We start from the raw sequence: 17,769 nt of genomic DNA on the forward strand, positions 1-17,769 counted from the left end.
GTGTATGTCTGGGCAGTGGCCGTGACGCAGATCAGCTCACAAATACAAAGCCGTGATCCAGCCCGATGCGATCAAGACTGAGAGCGATGAGACGTAGATGATTTGAAGCTGCATGGGACATCCCCTGGTTGAATACGATGACCAAGGGATAGACGGCCGTGCCGGTCGCGGTATTGACCAGTTTCGCCAGCATTTTGACCGAAGCTGCCAAATTGTCAGATCGCCTATCTGGACGGGTTGGCGATATTCCTGAATTCCGCCGGGGTTTGTCCCTGCCAGCGTTTGAAAGCCCGCGTGAAAGCGCTTTGTTCGGAAAACCCCGTCAAAAACGCCACTTCCGCCAGCGGGCGATCCGTCTCGCGCAGCAGGTTACTGGCGAGGTTTTTGCGGGTTCCATCACAGATGTCGCGATAGGAACTGCCATCATCTGCCAAACGCCGATGCAGCGTGCGTTCGCTCATGCCAAGTTCTTGTGCAAGCTGGGCGGCCTTCGGGACGCCGTCGCTTAGCGTTTTACTAATCCGAACGAGGACCCGCTCCGCAAGGGTCTTTGCGGGCGTGATAGCGGCCCGTTCATTTTCAAGATGCATCGTAAGAAAGTCAGACAGCGCCGCGTCGCCCACGCGGTTGGGCGTGGCTAGTGTTTCTTCTGAAAACAGCAACCCATTGGCCGCTTGATCAAAGCGGACCTCGCATCCGAAAAAGTCGTCAAACAAGGCCGCGTCTTTTGGCGGCGCTTGGCGGAAGGACACGGCATGTGGTCGTACGTCTTGGCCTGAGATACGCCGCATCACTTGCGCGACCCCCGCGAGTGCAGCTTCGGCCATCATTGTCAGCGCCGAGCCGTAGACATCTGGCGCCTCAAGCCGCAGCAAATGATGTGGGCCATCGGGTTCAAATTCGTACCGCACGCCGTCAGTAACGAGCATGAAGTAGCGCACCAGACGTTGCACTGAGCCGCGCAGATCGGGAGCAGCCTTATAGGCCAGCCCAATCGTGCCCATCCTATCAACATCGAGACCTTGAGCATGCCTAATCGCGATCGCCGCGCGCCCGTCCAAAGTATCGGCGACCCATGCCAGAACGGCGCAATGATCCGCCATCGTGACATGGCCTTTGTCGACAGGAACGCTCAGCACAGTGGTCCCGTTTTGCACCAGCTGGCCTGCATCAGTCAGGTGCAGCGCCGCGGCCTGTGCTAGTGTCTGAGCGAAGTAAATAGGAACATTTGGCATGGTGCAAACCTACCGCGCTTAGCCACGCCCGTGAAGCGTGCGCGGCGAAATAGCGGAAGTTGCCATGCGCCCTTCGAGAGACGCCTTGGCCACGAGTATGTCCCAATTTTCGCGCGGGTTAGCGCACCACATGCACCGAACATTGCGAATGTCTGACAACCCGCGCCGCATTCGGGCCAAGAAGGTAGTCCGCAAAATCGGGCTTGTGGGCCCCTATGACGATCAGGCCACAGCCGGTTTCTTTGGCTGTTCGCAGGATCTCTTCATACGCGGTCCCGGTGGCAACGACGTGGCGCACCTTTGCATCGGCATCGGGTCCCAAGCTGGCGATGATTTGGTCCTTCAAATCTGATTTCGCAGCCTTCACGGCTTCCTCGTGGTGGCCTGCATCAAAGAAGCTGCCGACAACGCTTTTGCCGAAATCAGGAAGGACCGTGACGACATCAAGCTGGGCACCATCGAGATCCGCCAAGCGTTTCGCGGTTTTCAAGACAGCGTCGTCTTTCCCCTTGTTGGAGATGTCGACGGCGCACAGGACTGGACGGCTCATGCTGGAACTCCTTCTTTAGAGGCGCGGCCCTTTTGCAGTAGGTAAACCAGACCGAGCAGGATCAAGGCAGGCAGGAACAAAAGCTCCTTTGGCAACTGACTTGCAGGCGCGCTTACCGATTTCACTGTGACATAGTCATCGGCGTAGAAGTCATAGTTTTGCAATGTGCCCGCGAACGGTGTCCCAAACAGCGGCTCTTCCAGAGCCAAAGCATCGCCATCTTCGAATGTCAGCAAGCCAAGTGCTTCCATACGCGTCCCTGCCGCTTCATCGCCGATGGGCAGAACGAGCGTTGTGTCCTTCGTTTCGCCTGTGTCGAAATCGGGGCCCGAGACGACCACACGAATTTCGCTACCGGGTTCTGCGGCATCAACCGCCTGTGCCAATTCTGTCGGCGCGACCGCCGCAAATGGTGGCTGGATCCGGTCCATGAAGAAGTCCGGGCGGAACAATGTGAAGGCGATCAAAATCAACGCGACGCTTTCGTAGATGCGGCTGCGCGTGATGAAGTAGCCCATCGTACCCGCTGTGAACGCAAGGATCGCGATGCTGGCGGTCACGAAGACAAGTATGCCCTGCATCCACGTCACATCGATCAGAAGCAGGTCGGTGTTGAAGATGAAGACAAATGGCAGCGCAACGGTGCGCAAGCTGTAAAAGAACGCGACGAAGCCGGTCTTGATAGCATCACCACCTGACACGGCGGCAGCAGCAAAGCTGGCCAAGCCAACAGGCGGCGTTACGTCGGCCATGATCCCAAAGTAGAACACGAAGAGGTGCACAGCGATCAGCGGCACGATCAAACCGGACTGCGCGCCCAGTTCGACAACAACACCGGCCATCAGGGACGACACGACGATGTAGTTTGCCGTTGTTGGCAAGCCCATGCCTAGGATCAGCGACAAGAGTCCGACCATCACCAGCATCAGGATTAGATTTCCGCCCGACAGGAATTCTACCAAATCGGCCATAACCTGACCCACGCCGGTCAGCGTCACCGTCCCAACGATAACGCCAGCCGTGGCCGTCGCCAGCCCGATACCAATCATGTTGCGCGCGCCGTCAACCAAGCCTTGCAGCAAGTCGACCACACCGTCTTTGAAACGCTCAACCGTTTCGCTTTCGCCGCGGAAGATGGCTTTCAACGGTTTTTGGGTCAGCAAAATCACGAACAGCAGCGAGGTTGCCCAGAACGCTGAAAGGCCGGGTGACTTTTGCTCGATCATCAAGAAATAGACCAGAACAATGATCGGGAGCAGATAGTAGAGGCCGGATTTGTAGATCTCGCCCACAACCGGCAGCTCGACTTCTTTTGCGTGCGGATCGTCCGGCTCTAGGTCCGGAACCTTTGCGGCGAAGAACAGCAACACAGCATAGGTCAGGAACACCAACGCAGACAGGATCAGGCCCGACGCGGGAAGCACCGAGGTGATCGCCTTCACCGGGTATTGGACGCCGTAGCACAGCGCCGCAAAGCCCACGAAAAAGGCCGCCATGCCGCCGATGGTTTTGCCCATGGACACGACCCGGCTGCCAAGAACCGGCATGTTACGCTTCACCGCTTCGAGGTGAACGATATAGACCAGCGCAATGTAGGAGATCGTCGCTGGTAGGAAGGCGTGGGTGATAACCTCGACATAGGAAATGCCGACATATTCGACCATCAAAAACGCCGCCGCGCCCATGACCGGCGGCATGATCTGACCGTTAACGGACGAGGCCACTTCAACGGCTCCCGCTTGTTCGGAGCTGAAGCCTACGCGCTTCATCAGGGGAATGGTAAATGTGCCGGTCGTCACAACGTTCGCGATCGATGAGCCGGAAATCAAACCCGTCGCGGCGGAGCCAACCACAGCCGCTTTGGCGGGGCCGCCTTTCAGGTGCCCAAGCGCGCCAAATGCCATTTTGATGAAGTAGTTGCCGGCCCCCGCTTTATCGAGCAGGGCGCCGAACAACACAAAAAGGAAGACGAATTTGGTAGAGACGCCAAGCGCGATACCAAAGACGCCTTCTGATGTGATCCACATGTGGCTCATGGCTTTTTTGAGGGACGCGCCACCCCACCGGATCACATCGGGGACAACCGTTGACGACCCGAAGAAGACATAGAGAAGAAAGATTGTGGCGATAATCGCCATAGCCGGGCCAAGCGCACGCCGCGCGGCCTCAAACAGCAAGATCAAACCGACCAGCGCAAACCACTTGTCCATGTCGTCCGCAAGGCCGCCGGAATTCACGATCTTGTCGTAAAAGAAGTACCCGTAAAGAGCGATGAAAGCGCCTGCGACCGCCATGATCCAATCCTGGATTGGGATGTAGTGACGTGGGCTCGATTTCAGCGCGGGATAGGCCATGAAGGCCAGGAAAATAGCAAAGGCCAGATGGATTTGGCGCGAGTTGTTAATGATTGAACCCGGCAGAAGCTGGTTCGAAAGCGGGGATGCAAGGACCACCTGAAATACAGACCAAATGATCGCCACGATGGCCAAGAATGTGCCAACTGGGCCCACAGGATTGCGCGCGCCAGCGTCGGATGAGGAGACGAGGTCCTGTAGCTCTTCTTCGCTAAGGGCGCGCCCTTCTTTATTTTGGTCGGTCATATGAAATCCCCCTGAATATCCCCAATGCCCTGTTTTTACGGGCTTATCGGAAGAGAGAGGCGCTTGCTGCGCCTCTCCCAATCTCAAACGGCGGGTGGATTATTCAATCCAGCCCTGCTCGCGGTAGTATTTTGCAGCGCCAGGGTGCAAAGGTGCGGACAGGCCAGCGGTCGCCATCTGCTCTGGCTCAAGGTTGGCGAAAGCCGGGTGCAGCTTCTTGAAATCATCCAAGTTGTCGAACACCGCAGACACAACGGTGTAAACCGCATCTTCCGAGACATCCGCAGATGTGACGAATGTTGCCCCAACGCCGAATGTGGTCGTATCGCCATCGTTGCCGCGATACATGCCGCCCGGGACAGTTGCTGTGCGATAGAAGGAGTTGTCGGCAATCAGGCCGTCAATCGCGTCGCCAGTGACGTTGACCAGAACGGAATCGCACGCTGTTGTGGCCTCCTGAATGGACCCAGATGGGTGACCAACGGTGTAAATCATCGCATCGATCTGGTTGTCGCAGAGGGCCGCCGACTGCTCAGCCGCCTTCAGCTCTGATGCCAGGGCGAAGTCATCCGTTGTCCAGCCGAGCGCGCCCAGCACAACGTCCATCGTGCCACGCTGGCCGGAGCCGGGGTTGCCGATGTTGACGCGCTTGCCCTTCAGGTCTTCAAACGAAGAAATCCCGGCATCCGCACGCGCCACAACTGTGAATGGCTCTGGGTGAACAGAGAAAACGGCGCGAAGGCCTTCAAAGGCACCTGCGTCTTCAAACTTCGATGTGCCGTTATAGGCGTGGTACTGCCAATCAGACTGCGCAACACCAAATTCCAATTCGCCTTCGCGGATGGTGTTGATGTTGTAGACGGAACCACCTGTCGATTCCACGGAACAGCGAATGCCGTGGTCGCGGCGGCCTTTGTTGACCAACCGGCAGATCGCGCCGCCAGTTGGGTAGTACACGCCAGTGACGCCACCGGTGCCAATTGTGATGAACTCTTCAGCGACAGCTGCTGGCGCGGAAACGGCGAGCGCCAATAATGCGGCAGCTGCTGTTGTGAATTTTGTTTGTGACATAAGTCTCTCCCTATGATGTCGCGCGCTGGTGCCCACCCCTGGAACCCCAATACTCACAAAACCAACAGACGGCCTTTAACAGTCAAAGGCCCGCTTGGCGGATCAGCGCGTGAAATCAGGCTCTCTTAGAAGCCCCACTCTGTCTATGCGCGTAACTACCTATAGAAATTGCGGGGGCGACGTGGGACGATCCCGGCGTCTGATCATGGAATCGCCCATATGAGCCACGTTTTCCCTAGAAATTCCAATAAGTTACCGCCTGTCGGCGTGCGGGGTGAAGGTGTCTACCTTTATGACGCTGACGGAAAGCAGTATTTTGACGGATCGGGCGGCGCTGCGGTCTCGTGCCTGGGGCACGGCGATCAGGACGTCATAGTGGCCATCAAACGTCAGCTCGATTCTATGGCTTTTGCCCATACTGGATTTCTAAGTTCAGAGCCTGCCGAAGCACTGGCCGATGCGTTGGTTGCACAGGCGCCCGACGGGCTAGAGCACGTCTATTTCGTCTCAGGCGGGTCCGAGGCCATTGAGGCGGCGTTGAAACTTGCCCGGCAGTATTTCGTTGAAATTGGCCAACCCCAGAGATCGAAAATCATTGCCCGCCGCCAAAGCTATCATGGCAACACGCTTGGCGCTTTGGCTGTCGGCGGCAATGAGTGGCGGCGCGCACAATTTGCGCCATTGCTGATCGACGTATCCCATATTGGCCCTTGCTACGAATACCGTGACAAGCGGGACGGCGAGACCACATTTGACTTCGGGCAGCGGGCCGCCAATGAGCTGGAAGCGGAGATTTTGCGTCTGGGTGCCGACACGGTCATGGCCTTCGTGGCGGAGCCCGTGGTCGGCGCCACGATGGGTGCCGTGCCCGCCGTCGACGGGTATTTCAGGCGCATTCGCGAGATCTGCGACAAATACGGCGTCCTTTTGATCCTGGACGAGGTGATGTGCGGCATGGGCCGAACCGGGACTCTGTTTGCGTCAGAGGAAGACGGCGTTTCCCCCGACATCTGCACCATTGCGAAGGGATTGGGGGCGGGATACCAACCCATTGGCGCAACGCTATGCACCGCAGGCATCTTTGACACGATCAGAAACGGCAGCGGGTTTTTCCAGCACGGCCACACCTATATCGGGCACCCTACTGCCTGCGCGGCCGGTCTCGCCGTTGTGCAAAAACTGACTGAGGGCGGTATTGCTGCCCGGGTGGCTGGCAAAGGCCAGGAGCTTCTCGACCTGGCGCATCAAGAGTTCGGTCAAAACCCCATCGTTGGTGACATTCGCGGCAGAGGGCTCTTTGTTGGACTAGAGTTTGTTTCTGACCGGGACACCAAAGCGGTCATTGACCCAAACCACAAATTCCACGCGCGGCTGAAAGCGGCTGCATTTGACGCTGGTTTGATTTGCTACCCGATGGGCGGTACCATCGATGGCAAGCAAGGGGACCATGTATTGCTTGCGCCACCGTTCATATCCGAGACGCATCATCTTGAAGAGATCATGAGCAAACTTGCGAAAGCTGTCTCCCAAGTCGCCACCGACATAGGGATGTGATCAAAACGATTGGCCTATAATCTAAGACAAGACGGCATGCGATTTTCGCTGGGCTTCATCTTGGCGATTAGCCTCGCGGGCCTGCAATTCATCGCAATTCTTTTTGTCGTCACCACATCCTACCTTTCTTCTGAACGGGCGATATTGGATCACGCCCGCGGGTTGATGGAAGGCGTGGGATCCAACGCGGTTGAGCACACCATAAGGTTCCTGGAACCCGCAGGCGAAATGACCGAGCAAGCAAGGCGCGTTCTGAATAGTGGCCTTGTCGGGACCACCGACTATGAGACGATGGAGCGCTACTTCTTTCAGCTTCTTCAATCTGAGCCGCAAATCGCAGGGGTGAATTACGGCGACGAAGCGGGCAACTTTGTTTACGTGATGAAAAGCAGCGGGCCCGGCCCTTTTCGAACCAAATTCATCATTAACGACGATGGCGCCAAGAAGGTGGACTTCATATGGCGCACCGAAGACTACCAAATCGTTGCCCGCGACAGCGACCCGTTTGACAGCTACGACGCCCGGACCCGGCCATGGTACATCAAGGCGAGCGCGCTTGATGACCGCATTTGGACCGATCCCTATATCTTCTTTTCGTCCCGCCAACCCGGGATAACCGTGGCCGCGCCCGTTGTTTTCCCAGGTGCAGGGCTGCAGGGCGTCGTCGGGGTCGATATCGAGATTTCAGACATCTCGCTCTTTTTGTCTGACCTCGTTGTCAGCGAACGCGGTACAGCGATGATTTTGGGACAAGATGGCAGTTTGCTGGCGCATCCGGACCAAAGCCAAATTCAGGTTCAAAACGAAGACGGATCGCTGAGCTTTGCAAATGTTAACGACATTGATGATCCCATTTCGCGCGCGGCTTTCGCGGATATTGAAGTGTCCGGCAGCTACGACGCCGGCGCGCAAACAGGGTTTTCATTTCAGAATAATGAATACCTGAGTTTGTTTAAGCCACTTGCCGGTGTCGATTTGCCTTGGACAGTCGCGGTCTACGCGCCCGAAAATGACTTCATCGGGGAGATCAAAAAGAACCGTGCGCGCAATATCTGGATTGCGGCCATAATTTCCATTCTCACGGCACTTGTCGGGCTGACCTTGGCCGAGCTTATTTTGCGGCCCGTTCGGGCCTTTGCCGTAAGGACCGCGCTCGTGTCGCAAGGCGAAGTGTCTGCGAGCGCGCCTTTGCCCAAAACCTATCGCGAGCTGACCAAAGCCAACAAAACCCTGATCGACGAGATCGCCCAGAGGCGAGAGTCGGAAGCAAAGGTTCAAGAACTCAGCCGCGACCTTGCGCATTTCTCACGCGTCAGTGTGATGGGCCAGATGGCGAGCGGATTGGCCCACGAGCTGAGCCAGCCGCTGACAGCAATCACGCAAAATGTGGATGCCGCTATTTCAACCGCCAAACAGGGTGGTGAAACGAATGAAGATCTGGTCGCAATCCTAAACGAACTTGATGAACAGGCACACCAAGGCGGCGATGTCGTCCGGGCTTTGCGCAGTTTCGTCAAAAAAGATGAGGGTGAGAGCGAGACGTTCAACTTTGTCGAGCTGCTGGATCAAGCCAAGCGCCTGATGCGGCATGAGGCCGAAGATAACAACGTCACCATCGTCTATGAGCGGGCGGGAGACCACATGGTCAAAGGCAACCGCGTCCAGATCGCCCAGGTTCTGATTAACCTCGTTCGCAATGCCATTGACGCTATCGCGTCGGATGGATCTGAGACGCGAAACGTCGAAGTGCGCGCCAAACCCGATGGCGCGTTTCTGCTGGTCAGCGTCGATGATACCGGCCCTGGTGTGCCCAAGGATGTTAAGCTGTTCAAACAGTTTCAAACCAGCAAAGCGGGCGGCATGGGTTTGGGCCTGTCGATCAGCCGCCGGATTGTCGAGACCAACGGCGGCAGGCTTTGGCACGAAAAAGGTGCGGTCGGAAAAACGACCTTCTGCTTTACCATCCCGATGGAAAACTCCTAAATTGGCTCCGTCCACGCCTAATCTTGGAATTGCCCTTGGAGAACCTCACAGTATTTCTCGTCGACGACGAAGAGGAAGTGCGCACAACACTGTCACGCGCACTGACCAAGCGTGGGTTCAGAGTAGAGGCCTTTGACTCCGCCAGCAGTTTCCTCAAACATTACCAACATGATCAACGCGGCTGTCTGGTACTCGACTATGGCATGCCAGATATCAACGGGCTGGAATTGCAGTCGCTGATCAACGACTCCAATTTTACAATCCCGATTATCTTTATCTCAGGCCATGGCGGCATTTCTGAATCCGTCCAAGCCATGAAGGCAGGCGCCGTCGATTTTCTGGAAAAACCATTTCGCCAGAATGAGCTTATCACCTGTATCCACACCGCCTTTGAACGCGATTTGCAGATGCAACATCAAGTGTCCGAGCAGAGCAACGCGCAGGAACGGCTAGAGCGTCTGACCTCCCGGGAACGGGAGATCGCGGTTTTTATGATGAAAAACCCTTCCAACACGGCCAGCAAGGAAATCGGGCGCGCGCTGAGCATTTCACCGCGAACCGTTGACCACCATCGGGCCCGCATTCTGGACAAGCTTGAAATCGGCTCTGTCATCGAACTGGTTGAATTCGCCCAAAAGGTCCGGCCTTAGCGCGCGCATGCCCTTCATTGCCACCAAGTGATGATTTCAGCTTTTGGCGCGGCCAATGCTTTCTACGCTGCCCAATAGCGCCTTGGCCTGTAACAGCCCTGCCCCGGTTGTGGCGCATAGCTGTGGCAGTGTCAGCCATTCAAGCATCCATGCCTGCCCGGATCGAAACCCTTCATGCCGGGCGGCATGCGTCAGCGACATTTGTAACGCGGCAGCGTGGCTTGACAGGCTGACCAGAGCTTCCGCTTTGACCGGGTTGTTCTTATGCGCCATGGCCGAGGAGCCGCCGCCCGAGACCACGCATTGCTCTGGCCCGATGGCGGCCATAAGCGCTATGTCAGCACCGATTTTTCCCGTTGCCGTCGCGATCCGTGTCAGGACATGGGCCACCTGCGTCACGCAGCTGCGATCCGTGTGCCACGCCATGCCCGGATCGTTCAAGCCGAGCTGATCTGCAAAGGTGCGGCCAAGACCACATGCATCAGTGTGGTCCCGGGTGCCGATTGGGCCGCCCCATTGGATGTTGGATACATCGCGTCTTGCCGCCGTGACATCGGCTTGCAAGCGCGGCACTGGCTGACGCCATCGTGCAATCACCTGCGCTGCGGTGGTGTCGATTGCAGGCTGCATGCGCGTATAGGCCATAACCGCGGCATCGCCTTGACGTTCTTGAAGCGCGGCAAGCTGGTCATCAAGCGCTGTTAGCCGCGCGGCGACAAGGTCCAGCACCTCAGACAAGGCCAACATCAGGCTCGTATCCATTACATCTTGTGAGGTTAGACCGCGATGCAGCCAGGCCGTGCCATCGGGCCCGATATCATCGACAAGCCGTTTGACCAGCGCCGGGATCGGGACGCCATCTTGCGCGAAACCGGCTTTCAGCGCCTCGGGCGTGATTTGCGCGGTCTCGATCATGCGTGCGACGGGCTCCGCATCTGTGCTGCCTGCGACGCGTCCCAAGGCGCGCGACCACGCGGCCTCAACTTTGAGAAACCTTTGTAGTTCCGCCGCAGGGGCGAAGATGCGGGCGATCTCATCGTCGCCTAGAAGGCCGCTCATCCAAGGGTGCGTACTGGGATCGCTCACGCCGCCCGCAAACCGAGAATGGCGCGCGCCTGCGCCGGGGTAGCAACGGGGCGGTCGTATTTGGCGCAGAGACCCGCTGCCCGTTCAATAAGTGCTGCGTTGGACGGCGCCAGCCGTGCTTTGTCGAGGCGGACGTTATCTTCTAACCCGGCGCGCGTGTGCCCGCCCGCCGCTATTGCCCATTCGTTGACCATAAGCTGCGCCGCACCAATTCCGGCGGCGCACCATTCGGCCTGCGGCGCGCGCGTTTGCATGATCCGATGGTAGACATCAAACACGTCCCGATCCGCTGGCATCGCGTTTTTCACACCCATGACGAATTGCACATAAAGCTTGCCGAAAAACGCGCCCTGATCGCTCAGGTCAATCGCACGCAGGATGTGGCTGAGGTCGAAAGCCTCAATCTCCGGCGTGACCTCATGGGTTTGCATTTCCGAGGCGAGCCAGTCGACCAGATCGGGCGGGTTTTCATAGACCCGCGTCGGGAAATTGTTAGAGCCGACAGACAGCGACGCCATATCGGGCCGCAGTGCCAACATGCCGCCGCGTTCCTGCCCGGCGCCGGATCGGCCACCGGTTGAAAACTGGATGATCACGCCGGGGCAATGACGTTCTAGCCCCTCTTTGAGGCGCGCGAATTTTTCGGGATCGCTGGAGGGGGTTTCGTCATCATTGCGCACATGGGCGTGGATGATGGATGCGCCTGCCTCGACCGCAGCATGGCTGCTTTCGATCTGCTCGGTCACGGTCGTGGGCACCGCTGGATTGTCGGATTTACGCGGCACCGAGCCGGTGATGGCGCAGCACAAAATACAGGGCTTGCCGGAAATATCAGACATCGAAGAAAACCGTTTCATTTGGGCCTTGTAGGCGAATTTCGTGGGCGTAACCCGTATTGGTTTTGGTCGCGATCAGAGTTTGGGCCCGGTCGGCGGCAAGCGCAAGCACCGGGTCTTGCGCGTTGTTCTCATCAGGGAAATAGAGCCGCGTCGTCAACGCTAGATTGATGCCACGCGCCGCGATCCACAGCAGGATATGGGGCGACTGCCCCGCGCCGGGCCCGGGTTTCAAAGTCTCGAACACGGCAATCCCTGTGTCCGGATGCGTCGCCTGCCGACCCCAGTTTTGAAAGCCAATTTGGGGGGTAAAGCTGCCATCAGGCCCGGCTTGCCAAATCTCAATCAGGGCCTCTTTAACCAACGCGCCCTCGCCATCACGGATTGTGATTTCAAGCGTGATCGGCGTGCCGTCAGCACCATTTCCGACCATCTGCATGCCAAGCTGTGGCCCCATCCTGCGCGGTTCCAACCCGGCAGTTTGCGGTACGCAGCCGATATGCACATAGGGCCCGGCGGTCTGGGACGGGGTTTCCCTCAGCCGTTTTGTCATGTCCCCTCCAACGCGTTTTCGAAGGGCATCGCCTGCCGTCCCCGCAGCACGATGTCGAACCGGTAGGCGCGCATATCCATGGACACCGTGCGCTCCATATCAAGCCGTGCCACCAACCGATCGACCGCCCGAGCATCAGGGATCGCCTGCACGATGGGGCAAAGCGCAACATGCGGGTCCCCCTCGAAATACATCTGGGTGATCAGGCGCTGCGCAAAGCCGTCGCCAAAGACTGAAAAGTGAATATGCGCCGGGCGCCAATCATTGCCGCCGTTCGGCCACGGATAAGGGCCGGGCATGATCGTTTGGAAGGAATAGCGGCCATCTTCGCCCGAAATGCAGCGCCCGCACCCGCCGAAATTGTCGTCCAGCGGAGCCAGGTAGCCATCATTGACATGGCGATACCGTCCGCCCGCATTGGCTTGCCAGATCTCGATCAGCTTGTGCGGCACCGCGCGCCCGTTTTCGTCCATCAGTTTGCCATGCACAATGATGCGCGGGCCCTGCGCGGTCTGACCATGGGCCGCGTAATTCTGGATCAGATCGTCATCAAGCGGGCCCAAATCGTTCTGACCGAATGTGGGTCCTGACAGCTCTGTCGGGGTTTGCGGCATATGCAAAAGCGGCTGGTGCGGGGCGCGCAACCGGGTCGAACGGTAAGACGGCACAGCCGCGGGCGGGTGCCAGCTTAGATCGCGTGGCATGAATGGTGTGTCAGACATCGCGCGCGCCCTCCATCTCCGCCAAGGTGCGCTTTGCCAGCTTGAGCGCATGGTTGGCTTTTGGCACGCCTGCATAAATCGCGACATGCTGAAACGCCTCCGAGATATCGCGTTCGGTCGCCCCGGTACGGGCAGTGGCGCGGATATGCATGGGGATTTCGTCGAAATTTCCAGTCGCCGCAAGCAGCGCCAGCGTAAGCATGGAGCGGTCGCGCGCGGACAGGCCGGGGCTTGACCAGACTGTGCCCCAAGCGCCTTCAGTTATCAGGGATTGGAAGGCCTGATCGAGCGGCGTGACGTTGGCGCCTGCGCGCGCGACGTGATCATGACCCAGCACCGCGCGGCGCATATCCTGGCCCGCCTTGGCGCGGCTGCGCGCGGGTGGATCATGCGCTTCGATCAGCGCCGCCAGTTGCACGGGAACCTCCAAGCAAGGCAGATGGCCCAAGCCGTCGATGATCTTGAGCTCAGCATTCGGGATCGCTTTGGCCAAAGCCTGGACTGCGTCCGGCGGTACGGACTGGTCATCGCTGCCACCAATGCACAGAGTTGGAACAGTGATGACAGGTCCGTATTGGCGCAGGTCCGCGTCGCGGAGGCAGGTACAGGCGGCCAGATACCCGGCATCCGTCGTGCGTGCGATCATGTTGCGGTGCAGCGCTATCCGGTCGGTTTGCGCGGCGTAGCTTGGCGCAAACCACGTCCCAACAATGGTGTCGGCCATATGCGCGAGCCCGTCCGCCTCAACGGCAGTTATCCGGTCTGTCCAGCGTTCCGTTGTACCGACCTGCGCGGCGGTGTTGCACAGTACCGCGCCGCATAGCAGATCGGGCCGTCGAGCCGCCAACACCTGCCCAATCATCCCGCCAATGGAGACGCCGCAAAACAGGACGTCGCGCAGCCCAAGCGCCTCGATCAGCTGGCCCACGTCATCTGCCAGCCCCTCTATACTTTCCGCAGTACCAGAACTCAGCCCGTGCCCGCGCAGATCGTAGGTCAGGATGCCGTAGCCCGGCGGCAAGGCCGCGATCACCTCGTCCCAGATGCTTTGATCGCTGCCCAGCGAATTGGCAAACACAATCGTGCGTCCCAGCGACGGGCGGTGCCGGTAGGCGATATGCGTGCCGTTTAGTTCAATCACATTCATCAGGTCATTCCAGCGGCAAGCCTACATAGTTTTCCGCGATAGATTTAGAGGCTGCCTCAGATGTGGCGATATAGTCAAACTCTGCACGCTGCATCCGTTTCTCAAAAGGCGACGCTTCTGGAAACTGGTGCATCAGGTTGGACAAGTGCCAAGAGAACCGTTCGACCTTCCAAACCCGGCTGAGCGCCGTTTCACTATAGGTATCGAGATGGTGATCATTGCCTGCATAATGCGCAATCAAGGCGCGCGACAGCAGCCGGATATCGGCCAAAGCAAGGTTCAGCCCCTTGGCCCCGGTCGGCGGGACGATATGGGCCGCATCACCGGCCAGAAACAGTGCGCCGTATCGCATGTTTTCCGTCACGAAGGAGCGAAGGGGGGCAATGGATTTTTCAATGGAAGGCCCGGTCGCCAGATTTGCCGCCAATTCGGGGCCAAGACGCGTAGCTAGGGCCTGCCAGACGCGGTCATCGGACCATGCCGCCACCGTATCGTCGGCATCGCATTGGATGTAGTACCTGCTTCGGGACTCCGAGCGTTGCGAGGCCAAGGCAAATCCGTCTTGGTGATTGGCGTAAATCAGCTCGTGATGAACGGGGGGCTGATCCACCAAAATCCCAAGCCACCCGAACGGGTAGACCCGTTCGAAACGGCGGCGCACCGCAGCCGGGATCGCGCGCCGCGAAACACCGTGAAACCCGTCACAGCCCGCAATGTAGTCGCAGTTGATCTCATACTGCACGCAGCCTTTTCGGAAGGAAACGCTTGGTGTGTCGGTTCTGAGGCCATTGGGCACAACATTTTCAACATTGAAAAAGAACGGCTGACCTTGCGCAAAACGAGCCGCGAAAAGGTCCTTCGTCACCTCCGTCTGGCCGTAGACCATCATCGAATGCCCGGTCAGCGCGGCCAGGTCTATTCGGTGACGTTGCCCGTCAAAGGCCAGCTCAAACCCGCTATGTGGCAGGCCTTCTGCGTGCAAACGGTCTGCAACGCCCGCCTCCTCCAAAACGGTGACGGTGCCTTGTTCCAACACGCCGGCACGGATCCGGCCTTCGATATAGGATCGATCTTTGCGGTCGAGCACGATCGTATCGATTCCGGCATTGGCCAATAGTTGCGACAGCAAAAGCCCGCTGGGCCCCGCGCCAATGATGCAGACTTGGGTTTTGTGAATGACTGGCACAGGCGGCTCCGGTTTTGAGCACGCCGTGTCATAAGGCAATCATAGACACGCGGCCTTTGAACGTGATGATAGGGTAATGCAGGCGGTGCGAAATGGAGTCATCGGTCGAATTATTGCACTTTTCGATCATTTCTGACACGTTTCTTGGACTGATCCCAAAGAGATGGCAGAGCTGTGCGTCCGATACCGAGCTACGAACTTTATGGTGATTTGCTTGCGGGTCGTTTTTCCGAGCCCGTCCACCATGAGACGATCAAAGAACGCAGCAGTCGGCACGATTGGACTATCCGACTTCACCGGCACCGACGGCTTGCGCAGATTTTCTTGTTTCACTCACCTGATGTGTTCTTTCGGATCGGTGACGTTGAACATACCAGCACGGAGCCGATGATCTTGCTTGTGCCACCGGATATCCCGCACGGGTTCTTGTTTGCGCAAGACGTTGTGGGCGATGTCGTGAGCCTCCAATTGGAGGACATGCCGGGCGGCATTCGAGACCAGTTTTCGCAGCTGACCTCAGAGACCGATATGATATTTCGCGCCAGCGACACCCCCAACTTTGCTGCCGCGGCGGCTTTGATCGCACAGCTTGGCGACAGCTACCAAAGCATGGGGAACAGTCGCGGCGCCGTTCTTACGGCGCAAGTCAATCTTGTCGCACTGTACCTGATCGGGGACTTGCAGCACAAACACGCGTCGGGCCGCGCGAAGATCGCCAGCCCACGCAGCAAACAGGAACAGCAGGTCGACGCGTTTTGCGGTCTGCTGGAAACGCATTTTTTAGAACGGCGTACAGTTTCGGACTATGCGGCAGAATTGAACATTTCGGCCCCGCACCTGACGCGGATATGCCGGCAAGTCTTAGGCGCGCCGCCCAATGCGCTGGTTGGGCAACGCCGCCTTTTGGAGGCCAAACGCCTGCTGGAATATACCGGCTTATCTGTGGCTGAAATTGCCCATCGCTGCGGGTTTCGGGACGCCGCGTTCTTCAGCCGAACGTTCAAAACAAAGATCGGAACAACGCCAAACGCTTTTCGCAAAACGCTTGCGACGCGCTCCTTCTCAACGTGAACCAAGGAGCTTCGTTACGCGAGAAACTTGCCCAATGTGGTTAGCAAACCCGACAGGACGGTCGCAGCCTCAGTCAGTTTTTCAATCGTCAACTTGGTCTTGCGCATCTGTTTCACAAACCCCCAGGCACGCTTTTTGAAGCGGTTAATTTCGCTCCGGGTCTCGCGCAGCTGCGTGGGCGTTGTAATCTTTTCGGCGATCATGCCCAACGCTTCTTCGTAGTCGTCGCGCATCTTGCGGCGCAGGGCCACGACTTCGTCAAACTCGGGCCATTGCTTGGCACGCCTGAAATCGACCATCAGCCGTGCAGCGGCGCGGTCGACCTCGTCGAAATGCCGGCGCAACACGTCGACGACATCCATGAGCTTGTCAAATTCTGATTGAGAGATTGCAGGCATGACGGCGCCTCCCTTCGCTAAACTTATGACTCTTCGAACTTTTTAACGCTATCTATGAGGTCCTGAATGCGTTGATTGGCCGCTAGCAGCGCCTCAGCCGAGCTGGGCGCGTTCAGACTGGCCAGGATCGCGCGGTGGGCGCGGCCGATATAGCTGACGACGCGAAAATCGGCCCCCTGATCGGCCTGGTCGAGCGCGGCGTAGGCCGCATCGATGCGCGCCATTCCAGTCGCATCGCCCGCATCGCGTGCGGTCCCGGCGTCAAACAGCGCGTCTTTAAGTGGGATGAAGGCGCTCTCTTCCTCCTCAAACGTCAATTCGCTGAGCTGGATCGTCGCGCGCTGCACGGACGCGTCTGCCTCACGCACGGTTTGGACCAAAAGTGCATAGCGCCGCGCTTCAAACGCTTCCCGCGCCAAAGTGGCAAACAAGCTGCCGCCGGTGGTGAATTTCGGTGGCACCGGGTCCGGCGCGCCGCCGTCGTTTCGGATCGCACTGACCGCAGACCAGACGCCGGTGGCAGCATCAAAGGCTTTGGATGTCGCGGCACCAATCTCGGCCGGCAATTCGGTTGAGGCCAGTGTTTGAAGCGCATCCGCATAGGCGCTGAGGCTGGCGCTGAGCAGATGGCGTTCGTACTGGCGCAATAACACTTGATCAGAGGGGATCGCGTCGACAACCCTGTCCGCCCGGGCTTGCGCCGCTGCATCATCGAAATATGTCGCGACGATTTGGCCTGATTGATCACGCGCGATGAGCTGACAGGTTTCGCGGAACGGCGTTTGCGCACGGTTGAGGCTTGGCCGAACGTAAGCGCAGCCGTCGCCAGCCAGACTTTCATCATAGGTTGCACCGTTGGCGACCAATGCCCTGAGCCGGGCAGCGGCGATTTGGTCCTGGAACGCTTTCGAGTTGGTCGTCTCTTGCGACGCCTCCGCCACATCCGATGTCGCTTTGGCAAAATTCTCAATCTCCGGGGTGAAACGCGCCGTAGAACACGCCGCCAATGTCACAAAAACCCCCAAAACAACGCAACGCGCATTCAATAAATAAGTCACAACAAAAAATCCTAAATAATGCATACATCATCGCCCGAACCCGCCAGTTTCACCAAGCTGTTTTTTCTA

General features: G+C 58.1%; 17 protein-coding genes. 4 read left to right on the forward strand and 13 right to left on the reverse strand.

Annotated features, from left to right (window positions below; genetic code table 11):
* Positions 1 to 31 precede the first annotated feature (31 nt).
* From ACZ1G7_RS07090 to ACZ1G7_RS07110, 5 genes are all read right to left on the reverse strand, one after another.
* Entirely contained in the window at positions 32 to 211 is a 180-nt protein-coding gene (locus ACZ1G7_RS07090; protein ID WP_472663115.1) for a hypothetical protein, read from the reverse strand.
* A 13-nt stretch (positions 212 to 224) separates the two neighbouring features.
* A complete protein-coding gene (locus tag ACZ1G7_RS07095) occupies positions 225 to 1,235 on the reverse strand; it encodes a helix-turn-helix domain-containing protein (protein ID WP_472663116.1) in 1,011 nt (336 codons plus the stop codon).
* Positions 1,236 to 1,353: 118 nt separating this feature from the next.
* The gene (locus tag ACZ1G7_RS07100) at positions 1,354 to 1,785 is read right to left on the reverse strand and encodes a universal stress protein (protein WP_472663117.1); all 432 of its coding nucleotides are present in this window, start codon (positions 1,783 to 1,785) and stop codon (positions 1,354 to 1,356) included.
* Positions 1,782 to 4,385: a TRAP transporter permease gene (locus tag ACZ1G7_RS07105; RefSeq protein WP_472663118.1), complete on the reverse strand. Its 2,604-nt coding sequence runs from the start codon at positions 4,383 to 4,385 to the stop codon at positions 1,782 to 1,784. Before ACZ1G7_RS07105 ends, ACZ1G7_RS07100 begins: the two co-directional genes overlap by 4 nt.
* 99 nt (positions 4,386 to 4,484) lie before the next feature.
* Positions 4,485 to 5,456 carry a TAXI family TRAP transporter solute-binding subunit gene (locus tag ACZ1G7_RS07110; protein WP_472663119.1) on the reverse strand — a complete coding sequence of 324 codons (972 nt, stop codon included), beginning with the start codon at positions 5,454 to 5,456 and terminating at the stop codon, positions 4,485 to 4,487.
* A gap of 219 nt (positions 5,457 to 5,675) precedes the next feature.
* Here ACZ1G7_RS07110 and ACZ1G7_RS07115 point away from each other — a divergent pair, with 219 nt between their 5' ends.
* Genes ACZ1G7_RS07115 through ACZ1G7_RS07125 form a run of 3 tightly spaced genes read left to right on the forward strand, consistent with a single transcriptional unit; the run spans position 5,676 to position 9,643 of the window.
* Positions 5,676 to 7,010, forward strand: a complete 1,335-nt coding sequence (locus ACZ1G7_RS07115; protein WP_472663120.1) for an aspartate aminotransferase family protein — start codon at positions 5,676 to 5,678, stop codon at positions 7,008 to 7,010.
* A 36-nt stretch (positions 7,011 to 7,046) separates the two neighbouring features.
* Positions 7,047 to 8,993 carry an ATP-binding protein gene (locus tag ACZ1G7_RS07120; RefSeq protein WP_472663121.1) on the forward strand — a complete coding sequence of 649 codons (1,947 nt, stop codon included), beginning with the start codon at positions 7,047 to 7,049 and terminating at the stop codon, positions 8,991 to 8,993.
* A 35-nt stretch (positions 8,994 to 9,028) separates the two neighbouring features.
* Positions 9,029 to 9,643 (forward strand): response regulator transcription factor, encoded by a 615-nt coding sequence (locus ACZ1G7_RS07125; protein WP_472663122.1) that lies wholly within the window; start codon positions 9,029 to 9,031, stop codon positions 9,641 to 9,643.
* Positions 9,644 to 9,679: 36 nt separating this feature from the next.
* On the opposite strand, the gene ACZ1G7_RS07130 is transcribed toward ACZ1G7_RS07125, so the two are convergent.
* Genes ACZ1G7_RS07130 through pobA form a run of 6 tightly spaced genes read right to left on the reverse strand, consistent with a single transcriptional unit; the run spans position 9,680 to position 15,173 of the window.
* Positions 9,680 to 10,702, reverse strand: coding sequence for a lyase family protein (locus ACZ1G7_RS07130; RefSeq protein ID WP_472663123.1), 1,023 nt, complete (start codon positions 10,700 to 10,702; stop codon positions 9,680 to 9,682).
* A gap of 23 nt (positions 10,703 to 10,725) precedes the next feature.
* Positions 10,726 to 11,568, reverse strand: coding sequence for a 3-oxoadipate:acetyl-CoA acetyltransferase (locus ACZ1G7_RS07135; protein ID WP_472663124.1), 843 nt, complete (start codon positions 11,566 to 11,568; stop codon positions 10,726 to 10,728).
* Positions 11,561 to 12,118, reverse strand: a complete 558-nt coding sequence (gene pcaG / locus ACZ1G7_RS07140) for a protocatechuate 3,4-dioxygenase subunit alpha (protein ID WP_472663125.1) — start codon at positions 12,116 to 12,118, stop codon at positions 11,561 to 11,563. Before pcaG ends, ACZ1G7_RS07135 begins: the two co-directional genes overlap by 8 nt.
* A complete protein-coding gene (gene pcaH, locus ACZ1G7_RS07145) occupies positions 12,115 to 12,840 on the reverse strand; it encodes a protocatechuate 3,4-dioxygenase subunit beta (protein ID WP_472663126.1) in 726 nt (241 codons plus the stop codon). The genes pcaG and pcaH overlap by 4 nt, the downstream gene beginning before the upstream one ends.
* On the reverse strand, positions 12,833 to 13,987 hold the full coding sequence (gene pcaDC / locus ACZ1G7_RS07150; protein WP_472663127.1) for a bifunctional 3-oxoadipate enol-lactonase/4-carboxymuconolactone decarboxylase PcaDC: 1,155 nt from the start codon (positions 13,985 to 13,987) through the stop codon (positions 12,833 to 12,835). Before pcaDC ends, pcaH begins: the two co-directional genes overlap by 8 nt.
* A 4-nt stretch (positions 13,988 to 13,991) precedes the next feature.
* Positions 13,992 to 15,173 (reverse strand): 4-hydroxybenzoate 3-monooxygenase, encoded by a 1,182-nt coding sequence (gene pobA, locus ACZ1G7_RS07155; protein WP_472663128.1) that lies wholly within the window; start codon positions 15,171 to 15,173, stop codon positions 13,992 to 13,994.
* Between the two features lie 174 nt (positions 15,174 to 15,347).
* Here pobA and ACZ1G7_RS07160 point away from each other — a divergent pair, with 174 nt between their 5' ends.
* The gene (locus tag ACZ1G7_RS07160; RefSeq protein WP_472663129.1) at positions 15,348 to 16,244 is read left to right on the forward strand and encodes a helix-turn-helix domain-containing protein; all 897 of its coding nucleotides are present in this window, start codon (positions 15,348 to 15,350) and stop codon (positions 16,242 to 16,244) included.
* Between the two features lie 14 nt (positions 16,245 to 16,258).
* On the opposite strand, the gene ACZ1G7_RS07165 is transcribed toward ACZ1G7_RS07160, so the two are convergent.
* Positions 16,259 to 16,642: a hypothetical protein gene (locus ACZ1G7_RS07165; protein WP_472663130.1), complete on the reverse strand. Its 384-nt coding sequence runs from the start codon at positions 16,640 to 16,642 to the stop codon at positions 16,259 to 16,261.
* A gap of 23 nt (positions 16,643 to 16,665) precedes the next feature.
* Positions 16,666 to 17,700, reverse strand: a complete 1,035-nt coding sequence (locus ACZ1G7_RS07170; protein ID WP_472663131.1) for a hypothetical protein — start codon at positions 17,698 to 17,700, stop codon at positions 16,666 to 16,668.
* Positions 17,701 to 17,769: the final 69 nt, after the last annotated feature.

It is taken from the genome of Litoreibacter sp. JB4-2 (genome assembly GCF_055693445.1).

What these genes read in the sequence shown, in the direction of transcription:
- ACZ1G7_RS07095 (WP_472663116.1), bottom strand. Translation starts at nt 1,235, where the DNA reads ATGCCAAATGTTCCTATTTACTTCGCTCAGACACTAGCACAGGCCGCG.
- ACZ1G7_RS07110 (WP_472663119.1), bottom strand. Translation starts at nt 5,456, where the DNA reads ATGTCACAAACAAAATTCACAACAGCAGCTGCCGCATTATTGGCGCTC.
- ACZ1G7_RS07105 (WP_472663118.1), bottom strand. Translation starts at nt 4,385, where the DNA reads ATGACCGACCAAAATAAAGAAGGGCGCGCCCTTAGCGAAGAAGAGCTA.
- ACZ1G7_RS07165 (WP_472663130.1), bottom strand. Translation starts at nt 16,642, where the DNA reads ATGCCTGCAATCTCTCAATCAGAATTTGACAAGCTCATGGATGTCGTC.
- ACZ1G7_RS07115 (WP_472663120.1), top strand. Translation starts at nt 5,676, where the DNA reads ATGAGCCACGTTTTCCCTAGAAATTCCAATAAGTTACCGCCTGTCGGC.
- ACZ1G7_RS07100 (WP_472663117.1), bottom strand. Translation starts at nt 1,785, where the DNA reads ATGAGCCGTCCAGTCCTGTGCGCCGTCGACATCTCCAACAAGGGGAAA.
- ACZ1G7_RS07120 (WP_472663121.1), top strand. Translation starts at nt 7,047, where the DNA reads ATGCGATTTTCGCTGGGCTTCATCTTGGCGATTAGCCTCGCGGGCCTG.
- pcaDC (WP_472663127.1), bottom strand. Translation starts at nt 13,987, where the DNA reads ATGAATGTGATTGAACTAAACGGCACGCATATCGCCTACCGGCACCGC.
- ACZ1G7_RS07130 (WP_472663123.1), bottom strand. Translation starts at nt 10,702, where the DNA reads ATGAGCGGCCTTCTAGGCGACGATGAGATCGCCCGCATCTTCGCCCCT.
- pcaH (WP_472663126.1), bottom strand. Translation starts at nt 12,840, where the DNA reads ATGTCTGACACACCATTCATGCCACGCGATCTAAGCTGGCACCCGCCC.
- pcaG (WP_472663125.1), bottom strand. Translation starts at nt 12,118, where the DNA reads ATGACAAAACGGCTGAGGGAAACCCCGTCCCAGACCGCCGGGCCCTAT.
- ACZ1G7_RS07135 (WP_472663124.1), bottom strand. Translation starts at nt 11,568, where the DNA reads ATGTCTGATATTTCCGGCAAGCCCTGTATTTTGTGCTGCGCCATCACC.